Source organism: Acinetobacter sp. TAC-1 (assembly GCF_029025845.1).
GTDB classification, from domain to species: Bacteria; Pseudomonadota; Gammaproteobacteria; order Pseudomonadales; family Moraxellaceae; genus Acinetobacter; species Acinetobacter guillouiae.
The window spans coordinates 3693287-3707345 of record NZ_CP118892.1 but is presented as its reverse complement, the minus strand read 5'-3'; the positions used below and the strand labels follow the sequence as shown (position 1 = coordinate 3707345).

At 39.2% G+C, this 14059-nt stretch carries 11 protein-coding genes; 4 read left to right on the top strand and 7 right to left on the bottom strand.

Going from position 1 to position 14059, the window contains the following annotated elements; translation table 11 throughout:
- The first annotated feature begins 147 nt into the window (after window positions 1–147).
- A complete protein-coding gene (locus PYV58_RS17375) occupies window positions 148–516 on the top strand; it encodes an endonuclease domain-containing protein (RefSeq protein WP_275059636.1) in 369 nt (122 codons plus the stop codon).
- 470 nt (window positions 517–986) lie between these two features.
- Here PYV58_RS17375 and PYV58_RS17370 read toward each other — a convergent pair whose 3' ends face one another.
- Entirely contained in the window at window positions 987–1415 is a 429-nt protein-coding gene (locus PYV58_RS17370; RefSeq protein ID WP_051671055.1) for an SMI1/KNR4 family protein, read from the bottom strand.
- A 71-nt stretch (window positions 1416–1486) separates the two neighbouring features.
- A complete protein-coding gene (locus tag PYV58_RS17365; RefSeq protein ID WP_034615675.1) occupies window positions 1487–4381 on the bottom strand; it encodes a valine--tRNA ligase in 2895 nt (964 codons plus the stop codon).
- A gap of 349 nt (window positions 4382–4730) precedes the next feature.
- On the opposite strand from PYV58_RS17365, the gene PYV58_RS17360 reads away from it, so the two are divergent.
- The 3 genes from PYV58_RS17360 (at window position 4731) to PYV58_RS17350 (ending at window position 7169) form a co-directional block, all read left to right on the top strand.
- Window positions 4731–5426 (top strand): hypothetical protein, encoded by a 696-nt coding sequence (locus PYV58_RS17360; RefSeq protein WP_004819535.1) that lies wholly within the window; start codon window positions 4731–4733, stop codon window positions 5424–5426.
- Between the two features lie 79 nt (window positions 5427–5505).
- Complete coding sequence (locus PYV58_RS17355; protein ID WP_034615671.1) at window positions 5506–6303, top strand: SDR family NAD(P)-dependent oxidoreductase; 798 nt, start codon at window positions 5506–5508, stop codon at window positions 6301–6303.
- A 101-nt stretch (window positions 6304–6404) separates the two neighbouring features.
- Window positions 6405–7169, top strand: coding sequence for a hypothetical protein (locus PYV58_RS17350; protein ID WP_034615669.1), 765 nt, complete (start codon window positions 6405–6407; stop codon window positions 7167–7169).
- Between the two features lie 159 nt (window positions 7170–7328).
- Here the strand turns inward: PYV58_RS17350 and PYV58_RS17345 are convergent, their stop codons facing one another.
- The 5 genes from PYV58_RS17345 to adeJ all read right to left on the bottom strand — a co-directional run bounded on the left by PYV58_RS17345 (window position 7329) and on the right by adeJ (window position 14051).
- Window positions 7329–8360, bottom strand: coding sequence for an agmatine deiminase family protein (locus PYV58_RS17345; protein ID WP_034615667.1), 1032 nt, complete (start codon window positions 8358–8360; stop codon window positions 7329–7331).
- A gap of 159 nt (window positions 8361–8519) precedes the next feature.
- Window positions 8520–8948 (bottom strand): heavy metal-binding domain-containing protein, encoded by a 429-nt coding sequence (locus PYV58_RS17340; RefSeq protein ID WP_004819543.1) that lies wholly within the window; start codon window positions 8946–8948, stop codon window positions 8520–8522.
- 9 nt (window positions 8949–8957) lie between these two features.
- Complete coding sequence (locus PYV58_RS17335) at window positions 8958–9308, bottom strand: YbjQ family protein (RefSeq protein ID WP_004819546.1); 351 nt, start codon at window positions 9306–9308, stop codon at window positions 8958–8960.
- A gap of 103 nt (window positions 9309–9411) precedes the next feature.
- Complete coding sequence (gene adeK, locus PYV58_RS17330; RefSeq protein ID WP_004722574.1) at window positions 9412–10872, bottom strand: multidrug efflux RND transporter AdeIJK outer membrane channel subunit AdeK; 1461 nt, start codon at window positions 10870–10872, stop codon at window positions 9412–9414.
- Window positions 10872–14051, bottom strand: a complete 3180-nt coding sequence (adeJ, locus tag PYV58_RS17325) for a multidrug efflux RND transporter permease subunit AdeJ (protein ID WP_034615665.1) — start codon at window positions 14049–14051, stop codon at window positions 10872–10874. The genes adeK and adeJ overlap by 1 nt, the downstream gene beginning before the upstream one ends.
- Window positions 14052–14059: the final 8 nt, after the last annotated feature.

Here is a 14059-nt window from a genome sequence, read left to right as displayed (position 1 = left end):
GGTGGAGTTTATGCAAATATTTTTAGTCGCCTCTCTTTAATCCTCTGTTGAAAGGAGAGGTAACTTCATTGGGTATTAAATAACGATAAAATTAGTAATGGAAGTCCCCTCTCCCCGTGGGAGAGGGCTAGGGAGAGGGAAAATAAAATGAAGCTAAACTCCAAATTATTAGAATACGCTAAATCTATGCGACACGATGCTACAAATGCCGAACATCTTATGTGGCAACTTTTACGAGCTCAACGATTTATGAATTTAAAGTTTCGTCGTCAACATGTGATTGAGCCTTATATCGTCGATTTTTTCTGTCATGAATTGGGCTTAGTGGTTGAGTTGGATGGTGGGCAACATAATACAGATGAGAGCGTAGCTTATGATAATGGAAGAACTCAGTTTTTAGAGGCTTTGGGGCTTAAAGTTATTCGTTATTGGAATGATGATGTATTGGATCGCAGCGAGGTGGTATTGGAGGATTTGCGGAATATCTGTATTGAATTGAAAGATACCTCTCCCTAACCCTCTCCTGAAAGGAGAGGGAACCTCTTTGTGTATCAAATAACTATTAAACTCTCAAAGAGTGAGCTTCCATATTTTGGGGGGAAGATTGAGGTGGTGGAATTTATGCAAATATTTTTAGTTACTTCTCTTTAACCCTCTCCTGAAAAGAGAGGAAACCTCTTTGTGTATCGAATAACTATTCAATTCTCAAAGAGTGTTTCTTCCACATTTTAGGGAAGATTAAGGTTGTGGAATTTATGCACACATTTTTAGTCACTTCTCTTTAATGCTCTGCTGAAAGGAGAGGGAACTTCATTGTGTATCAAATAACGATAAAATTAGTAATGGAAGTCCCCTCTCCCCGTGGGAGAGGGCTAGGGTGAGGGTAATTCTTGAAAAATTAGAGTGTATCAATTCGCTTTATTTTGCTAACTGGTCTTTAAGTTAAATGGATATGAAATTGTTGAATGCTGTACGGAAAAACATCATCAATCGAATATTTCTAAATCACCTTTCATTATGAGCAAAATAAACTCTTCAAAACTATTACAAATCTTATTATGCGTATTACAGATTTCATAAATGCCGAATTCATTGCCATGTTCATCTAGTTTTACTGCATATGCAGTCATCCAGAGTAAGAATTCTGAAAAGACAAAACAATTTGTATGAGGAAAGTCTTCAGTCCCTTTTAAATCTTTTACAGGTCTAAATTCAGCTAAAGAAAAGAAAGAATAGCCCTCATCACCAAAATTGGCTTCACCTGTACCATTGAAGAAAATAAAATATTCTTTAAAAATTTGTGGAAGTTTAACTCCGTATTTTTGTTCAAATTTTAACGTTTCTAACAATGTAGTCGGTTGATTGATACATAAGTTTTGATTGATGAAATGTTGTTTTAATTTTTGAATAACCATAATTATTTTACAAAAAAAAGAAGGAAGCTTAATTAAGCTTCCTTCTTTAGAGGTAAAATTGCAAGTTTCGCTTAAAGCGCTGCAATCTGCTCCATATTGGCTTTAATCTTGGCTAACTGATCCACAAACTCAGCAAGTTTAACCTTTTCACCTTCAACAACCGCAGCAGGTGCTTTAGCCACAAAGCCTTCATTTGCAAGTTTAGAGGCGATTTGGTCATGCTGTTTTTGAACCTTGTCTAAGTCTTTTTGCAAACGAGCAAGTTCTGCTTTTGGATCAATCAAACCTTTCATTGGTACAAATACAGACACATGACCCACAACAGAAGATGAAGACAACGGTGGTTGCTCAGCATCGGTTAAGAAGGTAATGCTTTCAACTTTAGCCAAAGCTTTAAACAATGGTTCAATACGTGCAATCTGTGCTTTTTCAGCATCAGTCGCGTTTTGAAGCAATACAGGCAATAAACGTGCATTACCTAAGCCCATTTCACCACGAATATTACGTACAGCACCAATCAAGCCTTGTAATCCAAGCATATCTGCTTCAGCCTGTTCATTGATACGTTCAGGATTTGGAACAGGGTATGGCGCAAGCATGATGGTTTCACCACCAATACCAATCATTGGTGCAAGGGTTTGCCAAATTTCTTCAGTTAAGAATGGCATGATTGGATGTGCAAGACGTAAAGACGCTTCCATTACAGAAAGAAGGACACGACGAACTTCAGCTTTACGCTCAGTTGATACGTTTTCATCATTCAGTACTGGTTTGGTCAGTTCTACATACCAATCACAGTATTCATTCCAGATGAACTCATAAATCGCTTGAGCAGCCAAATCTAGACGGTAGGTCGCAAACGCTTGTTGAACAGCCGCTTCTGCTTTTTGTAAACGGCTGACAATCCACTGTTCAGGAAGTTCCCAAAGATCTTGACGGATTTCCTGACCAATTGGCTGTTGTTCACAGTTCATCATCACGAAACGGGTTGCGTTCCAGATTTTGTTGGCAAAGTTACGATAGCCTTCAACACGTTTCATGTCGAACTTAATGTCACGGCCTGTATTGGCAAGTGCACAGAAAGTAAAACGAACCGCATCTGTACCGTAAGCTTGAATACCTTCAGGGAATTCTTTACGTGTAGATTTCTCAATTTTGGGTGCATCTTTAGGATTCATTAAACCAGTGGTACGTTTTTGTACTAAGGTTTCAAGATCTACACCATCAATTAAATCTAATGGGTCAAGTACGTTGCCTTTAGATTTAGACATTTTTTGACCTTCACCGTCGCGAACCAAACCATGTACATACACGGTTTTAAATGGAACTTGCGGTGTGCCATCTTCATTTTTCATGAAGTGCATGGTCATCATGATCATTCGGGCAACCCAGAAGAAAATGATGTCAAAACCTGTTACCAATACATCCGTTGGGTGGAATGTATTTAAGAAATAATTTTCTTTATCTTTTGCTTCATCACCGGTCCAACCCAGTGTAGAGAATGTCCAAAGACCTGAAGAGAACCATGTATCCAGTACATCTTCATCTTGGTTTAATTCAATATCAGCAGCGATATTGTTTTTCGCACGAACTTCTTCTTCAGAACGACCAACATAAATGTTGCCTTCAGCATCATACCAAGCTGGGATACGGTGACCCCACCACAATTGACGAGAAATACACCAGTCTTGAATATTGTTCATCCAAGCCATATACATATTACTGTATTGTTCAGGCACAAACTTAATATCGCCGTCTTTTACTGCTTTGATTGCAGGCTCTGCAAGAGGCGCAATTTTAACATACCATTGGTCGGTCAATAGTGGTTCAATGATCACACCTGAACGGTCACCACGTGGTGGTTTCAGCGTATAGGGTTGAATTTGGTCTAACCAACCTTCAGCTTCAGCTTGTGCAACCAATTTTTTACGTGCAGCAAAGCGCTCTAAACCGATATAGTCAGCTGGTGCAGGGATAGTTTTAGAAATCGCTTCGCCAGCTTTTGCGATAAACTCAAAATCAGCCAAAACTTCGGCATTTTTGTTGAAAATATTGATGATTGCGAGTTCACAACGTTTGCCCACTTCATAGTCATTGAAGTCATGTGCAGGGGTGATTTTTACACAGCCTGTACCAAATTCTTTATCGACATATTCATCTTTTACAATTGCAACCGCACGACCCGTAATGGGTAGGATAATATTTTTACCAACAAGGTGTGCATAACGTTCGTCATCTGGAGCAACTGCAACCGCAGTATCACCCAGTAATGTTTCTGGACGGGTAGTTGCAACCACTAAATAATCGTGACCGTCTTGAGTACGTAGAGACTTATCCTCAAAGAAGTATTTGAAGTGCCACAATGAACCTTGTTCTTCTTTATCTGATTCAACTTCTAGGTCTGAAAGTGCAGTTTGTAGTTTAGGGTCCCAGTTTACCAAGCGTTTGCCACGGTAAATCAAACCTTGTTCATGCAGTTTTACAAATACTTCTTTAACAGCATTTGAAAGGCCATCATCCATGGTGAAACGTTCACGTGACCAATCTACAGATGAGCCAAGACGACGAATTTGACGGGTAATTGTGCCGCCAGATTGTTCTTTCCATTCCCAAATTTTGTCGATGAACTTTTCACGACCTAAGTCATGACGACTAATATCTTGAGCTGCCAATTGACGCTCAACCACCATTTGCGTTGCAATACCCGCATGGTCAGTACCTGGTTGCCATAAAGTATTTTTACCAGACATACGGTTGTAACGCGTCAAGGCATCCATGATGGCATTGTTAAAACCATGACCCATGTGCAAGCTACCCGTGACGTTCGGTGGCGGAATCATGATACAGAATGAATCGCCTTTACGAGACGGTTGGAAATAACCTTTCTCTTCCCAAGTCTTGTACCATTTTTTCTCGATCTCGGTAGGATCGTAGGTTGTAGCAATATTTTGCGCTGAATCAGTCATAGTAAAAACAGATCAAAAGTAAGTAAAAAATTGCATTCATTGTAGCAAATATTCATTAGGAATGTTGATTCCTGTTATGGCATATTTACCTTGAATTAAATGCAGCAATCAAAACATGAAAATACAAGATGCATTTGTTGTTGTTATTAATCTTAAATATGACAAATGTTGGATATTGTGGGGTTTTAACTGAGTCATATTTACAAATGCGTGTTTTAGATATTTGATTTATTGAGAGTATTTGTGATTGATATTCAACAAATAGCAGTAGTTAAAGACAATGCAAGATATTTCAAGTTTTGCTAAGATCAAAATTGAATAGGACAAAACAACAAAAGGACAGATAACAATGCAGTATAAAATCGATTTATTGATTAAACAGCAGACGTACCAAGAGTTAAAAAACATTACCCAAAGTTTAAATCATGGCGAAAAAAGTGATCTGGCAAAACAATTAGGTAATGTCTTTACGGAAATGTCATGCCAAGTGCTAGATCAAGTCTTTGGTGCTTTGCTTGAAGAGCAACGGAATAACTCTGCGCTAGATGCGAATGGTCAGAAGAAACTCAAAGAAGCAGAGCAAATTTTTACGCAGATTGAAGGAGCTTTTAAAAAATATATGCCGTGGTCGATTTCGTTGTTTAGTAATGATCGTTTAAAACCTGTGGCAAATCATATTCTTAAAAAGTTTGAAGATTCCGATGCAAGCCAAGTGGTGATGTACTACCAATTAGATAGCCATCTAGGTAAAGAAGCGACCAGTAATATTCAAAAGGTCATTCAAGGGGATACCAGTGCTTTGCCTGTGACACTAAAAAATTTGGTTAAAATTATTGACCTCGGTGTATCAGAGTTTATTCGGGATCCTAAGACTTTGTTAAAATTTAACTTTGTGGTTGATAAAACCTTAAATGGTGTGATCAATATGATCACCAGTACAGGCTATAAGCGCTTAGAAAAAGTTGGCGATGAATACAATCCTCGAAATGTAGAAAAGGCGCAACATTATGCAGCGCACTTTAAAAAGTTTTTAGTTGAGGCTTAATCTCTAAAAAGGGAGGTTTGATTGATTTGGTGCGTCACGTGGTCTAATATTTATTCACCATATTCAAGAGCATAATAAAATGGAAAGCTTAGAAGGAAAGGTGGTTTGGATTACAGGCGCATCTTCAGGGATCGGTAAAGCCTTGGCTGCTGAATGTGCTTTGCAAGGTGCACAAGTGGTTTTAAGCGCAAGACGTTTAGAAGAACTTGAAAAAGTTCGTATAAGTCTGCTTAACCCAGATCATCATATTTCCGTGGCAATGGATATTACTGATGAAGCGCAAGTACGCCATGCCTATGAACAAGTCTTAGAGGAAAAGGGGCGTATTGATTGGTTGATCAACAATGCGGGCTTAAGCCAAAGGGCGTTGATTGCAGATACCAGTATGCAAACTGAACGTGCAATTATGGAAATTGATTACTTTTCTCAAGTGTTTTTGACCAAATTGGTTTTACCAACCTTTTTAGCTCAAAAATCTGGGCGAATTGCATATATTTCTAGCGTTGCAGGCTTATTGGGGACGCAATATCGTGCATCTTACTCTGCAGCAAAAGCAGCGATTCATATGTGGGCAAATAGTTTACGCGCAGAAGTGGCACAAGATGGTGTTAATGTTTCTGTTATTTTCCCTGGTTTTGTGAAAACCAACGTATCTTTCAATGCTTTAAATGGTGCTGGGAAAGCACAAGCCCATCAGGATGAAGCCATTGAAAATGGTTTAGAAGCCGATGATTTTGCGCAGAAAACGGTTTCTGCTTTATTAAAAGGTCAAGAATATATTGTCGTGGGTGGGCGTAAAGAAAAATTGGGTGTGTTGGTTTCTCGCCTATCACCATCGACACTTTATAAAATGATTCGCAAGATGAAAGTAAAGTGATTAAAAATTAACAACTTTTGTATGTATTGATAAGGCGTTTATATATTGTATAAGCGCTTTTTCTTAATATATTCCGTCTCTATCTATAAGTACAAAAAACCATGTTAAACCTCATGAAAATAATATTTAAAATCATTAGTCTACAATTTATATTGATCAGCGCAGTTTATGCAAATATTTGTGATGATACTCAAGTTGTTGCGCAAATATTAAAGCAGGCAAAAATTGTAAAGGTTGAACAAGCTTTAATCGACTGTAAGCTCGATCCAGTCGATAATTCAAATATGATCATGGCTTATGCGCAATGGATTCCTGTAAAAGGTCATCCAGAAGAAGGTGATTATGCTTTAAATTTATTTAAGTTTAATCCAAAAAATTTAAAACTTGTTTATCACTATGTTGTTGCAGAACGTATGGTTTCGGATGCAATTAGCTTAAATTCAATCCAGCTCGATACAGCAAATTATAAAGTCACTGATTCAAATCGAGCTTTGGGTTTAAGATTAAATTACTCAGGTCACTCACAACCCTTTCCTTTTTCTATGCAAGTGCTAAATTTATATGACTTAAAAAATAAAAAGCAAATCTTAGATAGTCTGATAGTTGAACGTGATCGGGCAGAAACGGATATGCAGTGTAATGCAGATATTGAAGAACGTGCTTCAACCTTAGTGATGCAGTCAACCCAAACCAAGAAATATACGGATATTTTGGTCAATAGCAAAATTAAACGCTACCAGATGCAAGTGATAAACGAAGATTGCCAAGAAGTTAATCATCAATTATCGCAACAACGGTTTGTTTTAAAATTTGATGGGAAAAAATATCAATTTCCTAAAAGTTTTAAAGATGAATATCAGTACTGATAGGCAATACTGTCAAGAATATCAATAAGATTATGTCATTGCAGCGTAAAGCTGACGATTAAACATTCATCTTCTGGTTAGCGAGCTAAAAGTTAGTCGTGAACTAAAAGATGAATGCTTTTAAAATAACAGGGTATTTAATGGCGATAAATGAAATATTTAATGTGTTTTATTGAAGTAGTTTAATAACAATTCAGCATTTTTGCCCCTTAATTGCCATGACATACAGCGTACTCCACCGCCCATATGGCACACCTGTGCAGAGTGAATTGGAATGACAGTTCGTTTGGTTAGACGACGAATTTGCTGTAATGCCAGTGCATCTTGTTTAATACCAAATTGCGGAAAATAAATACGCTCAGGCGTAACCAGCATATTGGTATATAAGCCACAAGCTGAACCAAATTTCTCATCATAAATTTCACTACCATCATAAGGTGTGGTGATTTCATGAATTTTGATATCTGGAATACCGCGTTTTAAATCGATCTTTAACTGTTTGGCGTAGTCAGGATCTTCAGGATAGGTGTTAATCACTAAAGTATTCTGATCTATAAAGCTTACGACACCATCCGCATGTTCTAAACCACCTTGTTCATCTGCTTCAATAAATGCAATATGTTTAGCACCTGTCAAACGGATCAGTTGTGCTCTAGCTTGGGTTTCGGTTAAATGATTGTCAGCTAAGAACTTGGTGCTTAACACAACATTACCATAACCATCTTCAACCCAATTACCACCATCATTGAGCAGTTGGGTCTGGGTAAATTTTAAACCAGCCTTTTGGCTATAGGCTTTAAAGTCTGCTTGAACATCATCAGAAATGGCTTGAGCTTTTTTGGTTCCACCTTGTCCTGCTGCGGTATAACGAAAAAGAACAGGTTGATTGGGATTGGCACTGCTAAAATCACGCATCCAAATATCTTGCATAGGCGCGATAGTAACATGCTGTTTACCCAGTGCTTTGACATAATCAGGGTAAAGTTGTTGATCGGTTAAGATCATCACATTGTCACCATTTTGGATAATTTTCTTTGCATAATCGACATGAAAATCAAAGATATCATCGATTTTTTCTGCATAGTATTTATCCTGACTTTGTGGTGAAGCCAATACAATCAATTCTGCATTTATTGTGAATGGAAGCATAGACAGTAATCCGATACTTATTTTAAGTACTAAAGCTTTCATGATATCTAACCTGTTCATGAAGTTAAGATTCTTTCATTTTTGTTATGGTCAAGTTATTCCTAGATCTTTACATCACCAGAATACAAAATCAAACCGTCTAACAAAGATCGTGTATTCTAATGAAAAAATCATGATGATTATTTAAAAAGAGGAGGGAGATTAAGTTGCTGTTCCATAGGCAAAGACTTCAACCATTCCACCTTGCATACCGAGTTCTGTGGTACTTAAACGTAAGCCCATAATATGCGTAGCTCCAATATTTTCAGCTTCCTGTTTTAATCTAACAATCGCCTCTCGACGTGCGCGATCGACGACACTCTCATAGGTGGTTAAACGACCACCAAAGAAGTTCTGAATTTGCGCAATAATATATTTAAAATAATCATGTGAAATCACCACATTACTACTGATAAGTTGCCCTTGCTTTTCAGAGACTTGGAACTTATTGGTATCAATCCGAATATGGGCAAGCCGTTGTTCATTGTCTGCCAATTCTTTTAAATGCTTTTGCTCAATAAAACGTCCAAAACCCCAGCCAATAAAAAACAGAACCAGTGTGAGCCCAATTTTAAAAATTAAACCATCCATCTGTTTCGCCTATTTTGAAAATGGGTCAGGAAGTTGAGTTGTGGTCGGTTCGACAATGACCGCAGTACCATAGACAAAAAGTTCTGATGCACCTTGCGCAATATTAGAGGTGGAAAAACGGATTCCAACAATTGCATTGGCACCTAAACCATGTGCTTTTTCAATCATACGATTCATGGCTTCTTGGCGCGATTCTTCTAATAACTCGGTATAGCCTTTGAGTTCACCACCGACAATATTTTTTAGACCAGCCATAAAGTCACGTCCAACATGTTTACTACGGACGGTACTTCCATAAACGACATCAAGCTGTTGCTTTATGACATGTGCTGGAACAGTTTCTAAATTACTGAGTTTCATTTTAAATATTCATTGATGATGTATTGCTTCAAACATAGGAAATTATCCATTAAAAAGCAATAAAAAAAGCCCACCGAAGTGAGCTTTGATCATCAAACTGAGATTAACTGACTTTTTTATCTTTTGAATGATATTTCAATTCAGATGAAGAGGCCGGTTGTGCAATTTGATCCGCAGTGTTGGCTTTTAGACCACCACCAAGGGTTTTATAAACCTCTACCTGATTGTTTAAGTTCGCTTGCTCTAATAGCAATAAACCTTGTTCAGCAGAGTAAGAAGTACGTTGAGCATCTAAAACAGTTAAGTAACTATCAATACCAGCACGGAAGCGGGCATTTGAAAGTTTATAGGTTGTATTGGTTGCATCAACTAAACGTTTTTGAGCAGAAAGACGATCACCAATATTTTGGCGAGTCGCTAATGCATCATTGACTTCACGGAAAGCAGATTGAATTGATTTTTCATAGTCAGATAACGCAATTTGTTGATCTGTTTCTGAAATCTTAATGTTCGCTTTACGTGTGCCCCAATCCCATAACGGAATATCAAGACTAGGACCTAAAGACCAAACGAAAGCACCTGATTTAAATAAATCACTTAAATCAGTAGATGCATAACCTGCAGTACCCGTCAAACTGATGGTTGGGAATAAGCGTGCTTTCGCAGCACCGATATTCGCACCAGCAGCAGAAAGTTGGTATTCAGCCGCTTTGACGTCTGGACGGTTGTTCAGCAAGTCACTTGGTAAACCTGATGCGAACGCAGCATTTGAAGTAATACGCGTTACACGTTGTGTTGGCAATAAGTTGTCTGGAACTGATTGTCCAACAAGTAGATTTAGCAAGTTCTGAGCTTGTGCAATTTGAGTCTTATAATTGGCAACATCATTACGTGCAGTTTCAACAGAAATCTGAGCCTGACGAACAGGCACTTCACTGTCAATACCGACATCAAAACGTTTTTTGTTGAGGTTATAAGAGTCAAGCTGCGCTTTTAATGTTTGGTCAGCGAGCTTAAGTTGTGCACTGGCAAAAGAGTAATTTAGCCAAGCTTGCGCAACTTGACTAATTAAGCTGATTTGCGTTGCATCACGCGCACTTGCAGTCGATAAATAAGTATCAAGCGCATTGTCTTTTAAACTTTTTACTCGACCCCAGAAGTCTAACTCATAAGCAGTTACACCAAGGCCAACATTATAACGTGTTTGAGCACCTACACCTTGATCCTGACGTAATAGACCACCACTTGCACCAATCGTTGGTAGCTGATTGTTTTCAGTGATTTGATAGGCTTGTTGAGCACGTTGAATGTTCAATGTTGCTGTACGTAAATCACGGTTATTGGCTAAAGCAAGATCAAGTACTTGAAGTAAGCGTTGATCTGCAAAAAACTCTTTATAACCTTGTTCAGCAATAGATGTACCACCGTTATTTTGAATATAACCAGTTGGTATGTTCGCCTGAGCTACGGGTTCTGGGCCACGCATGCTTTGACACGCTGTCAAAGCAAGCGCAAGTGCAGATACCGCAATGCTACGACCTGAAATAGACCATACTTTTTGCATCACGATTTATGCTCCTGAATATTTTGATTTTTAGGTTTGTACTTAAAGATACTACGAATCCATACGAAGAACACAGGAATAAAGAAGATACCTAAAAGTGTTGAGCTAATTACACCACCCAATACACCATAACCGACTGAGTGTTGGCTACCAGCACCAGCACCGCTTGATAAAGCAAGTGGCAATACACCGAAACCGAACGCTAAGGTTGTCATGATAATTGGACGTAAACGCATTTTTGCAGCATGCAATGTCGCTTCAAACAATTCTTCGCCTTGTTCTTGCAACTCTTTTGCAAACTCTACAATCAAAATCGCATTTTTTGCAGACAAACCGATGACTGCAACGATCGCGACTTGGAAGTAGATGTTAAATGATAAGTTAGGATCACCTTTGATGACCATGCCCAACCAAGTTAAGGTAAATGCACCAATAACACCTAATGGTACGACCAGCAATACTGAAACTGGAATTGACCAACTTTCATATAAAGCTGAAAGGCAAAGGAACACGATAAGCAATGAAAGAATTAAAAGCGGAACAGTTTGACTGCCAGATTCACGTTCTTCTAAAGACAGACCCGTCCATTCATAGTCGAAACCTGTTAAGCCCATAGATGGTAACTTACCAATAATTTCTTCCATAGCAAGCATCGCATCTCCCGAACTTACGCCCGGTGCTGGTGTACCTTGAATGTTTGCAGAAGCTACACCGTTATAACGCTCGAGACGAGGTGAACCATAAGTCCATTGGCCTGTTGCAAATGCAGAGAATGGAACCATAGTGCCGCTATTGTTACGTACATACCATTTGTTTAAGTCTTCAGGCATCATACGAGCGCTTGATTCGCCTTGAACATAAACTTTTTTCACACGACCACGGTCAACGAAGTCATTGATATAAGAACCACCCCAAGCCATGCTCATGGTCGAATTAATATCCGCAATACTAACCCCCATTGCACCAGCTTGCGCTTGGTCAACATTGATTTGATATTGAGGGGTATCTTCTTGTCCATTTGGACGAACACCAGCAAGACGTTTGTCTTGAGAAGCCATACCTAAAACAGCATTACGCGCAGCAACCAATTTCTCATGGCCTTGACCACTAGCATCTTTTAATTGGATGTCAAAACCTGATGAAACACCTAATTCTGGCATTGCAGGTAATTGCAATGGCATGATGTAAGATGCATCTTTGACAATCATATTCAGTGCCATACCACGTTGGATGATGGCGCCAATTTGTGATTCAGGTGTGGTACGTTCACTCCAGTCTTTCAACTTCATAAATGCTAAACCAGCATTTTGCCCAACCCCAGTAAACGAGAAACCAGAAACTGTAAATATAGTATCTACGTTTGCTTTTTCCTTATTTAAGAAGTAATCGGTCATGGTCGTGATGACTTTATCTGTCCGTTCAAGGCTGGCACTTGGTGGTAACTGAACCAATGTCATAACCATCCCTTGGTCTTCTTCTGGTAGGAAAGAAGAGGGGAGCATTTTATACAGTCCGACTAAGGCAACAATTACCGCAACGTAGATCACACCAGAGAAGATCTTATGATGGGTCATACGATTGACACCACCTTGGTATTTCTCCGCTACTTTATCAAAGCTACGGTTAAACCAACGGAAGAAACGCGCAAAAATGTTATTGCTTGGTTCTTGATTTGGATCATGCTGTTTTAACAATGTCGCACAAAGCGCAGGGGTAAAAGTTAAAGCAACGATTAATGATAAAACCATTGCAGTAACGAGCGTGATCGAGAACTGACGGTAAATTACCCCTGTAGTACCACCGAAGAATGCCATTGGCACAAATACGGCAGTCAATACGCTGGTAATACCTACCAAAGCACCTGAAATTTGTTTCATCGACTTTTCAGTGGCTTCAACTGGACCCGTATGCTCTTCTTGCATCACCCGTTCGACGTTCTCAACCACAACGATGGCATCATCGACCAATAGACCAATTGCCAGTACCATGGCGAACATGGTTAAGGTGTTGATTGAAAAGCCGAAAATATTAATAACTGCAAATGTCCCCAGTACAACCACAGGAACTGCCATTGTTGGGATAATCGTTGCGCGCCAGTTCTGTAAGAACAAGAACATCACAAAGAATACAAGAACGATTGCTTCAATTAACGTGTGTACCACACTTTCAATTGAAAGTTTGATAAATGGTGTGGTGTCATAAGCAAGCTTATCTTTCAGACCATCTGGGTAGTTTTTACGGAGTTCACTGAGGCGTTTTTCTACAGCAGCCGCTGTATCAAGTGCATTTGCACCTGTTGCCAATTTAATCGCTACACCGCCAGCAGGCTTACCATTAAATTTAGAATCAAATTGGTAGTTATCTGAGCCGAGTTCTACACGTGCAACATCACTTAAACGAACCTGAGCACCCGAAGCGGTATTTTTCAGGAAAATGTTTTTAAACTGTTCAGGTGTCGTCAACATGCTTTGTGCATTGACAGTCGCATTGAGGACTTGACCTTGTACCGCTGGAGCACCACCCAATTGACCTACAGCCACTTGTGAGTTTTGCGCACGAATGGCAGCAGCAATGTCACTTGGTGTAACTTGCAAACTGGTCATTTTAGCTGGGTCTAGCCAGATACGCATTGCATATTGACCACCAAAGACTTGAATTTCACCTACGCCTGCAACACGACTCAGTGGTTCAGAAATATTTGAGTTTACATAGTCTTTAATGTCAGCCCCAGACAGGCTGCCATCTGGCGAATAAAATGCAAGTACTTGCATAAAACTCGCGCCAGATTTGGTCACTTTTATCCCTTGACGTTGTACATCTTCAGGTAACAGTGCAGTCGCTGATTGTAATTTGTTCTGTACTTGAACCTGTGCAATGTCTGGATCAATACCTTGTTCAAAATTCAGGTTGATTGATGCTTGACCATTACCCGCACTGTTCGATGAGATATAACGTAAACCATCTAGACCATTCATTTGTTGTTCAATGATCTGAGTTACCGTGTTCTCAACAGTTTGTGCAGAAGCGCCAGGATAAGTTGCAGAAATTGTCACCACAGGCGGAGCAATTGTTGGATACTGAGCAACAGGCATTTTTGTCAGCGTCAGAATACCCGCCAACATAATTACCAGTGCAATCACCCACGCAAAAATGGGGCGATGAATAAAAAATTGAGCCATATTCGTCT

Bases quoted from the DNA above. Each gene is read 5' to 3' on its own strand.
- PYV58_RS17375 (WP_275059636.1), top strand. From the start codon at position 148: ATGAAGCTAAACTCCAAATTATTAGAATACGCTAAATCTATGCGACAC.
- PYV58_RS17370 (WP_051671055.1), bottom strand. From the start codon at position 1,415: ATGGTTATTCAAAAATTAAAACAACATTTCATCAATCAAAACTTATGT.
- PYV58_RS17365 (WP_034615675.1), bottom strand. From the start codon at position 4,381: ATGACTGATTCAGCGCAAAATATTGCTACAACCTACGATCCTACCGAG.
- PYV58_RS17360 (WP_004819535.1), top strand. From the start codon at position 4,731: ATGCAGTATAAAATCGATTTATTGATTAAACAGCAGACGTACCAAGAG.
- PYV58_RS17355 (WP_034615671.1), top strand. From the start codon at position 5,506: ATGGAAAGCTTAGAAGGAAAGGTGGTTTGGATTACAGGCGCATCTTCA.
- PYV58_RS17350 (WP_034615669.1), top strand. From the start codon at position 6,405: ATGTTAAACCTCATGAAAATAATATTTAAAATCATTAGTCTACAATTT.
- PYV58_RS17345 (WP_034615667.1), bottom strand. From the start codon at position 8,360: ATGAAAGCTTTAGTACTTAAAATAAGTATCGGATTACTGTCTATGCTT.
- PYV58_RS17340 (WP_004819543.1), bottom strand. From the start codon at position 8,948: ATGGATGGTTTAATTTTTAAAATTGGGCTCACACTGGTTCTGTTTTTT.
- PYV58_RS17335 (WP_004819546.1), bottom strand. From the start codon at position 9,308: ATGAAACTCAGTAATTTAGAAACTGTTCCAGCACATGTCATAAAGCAA.
- adeK (WP_004722574.1), bottom strand. From the start codon at position 10,872: ATGCAAAAAGTATGGTCTATTTCAGGTCGTAGCATTGCGGTATCTGCA.
- adeJ (WP_034615665.1), bottom strand. From the start codon at position 14,051: ATGGCTCAATTTTTTATTCATCGCCCCATTTTTGCGTGGGTGATTGCA.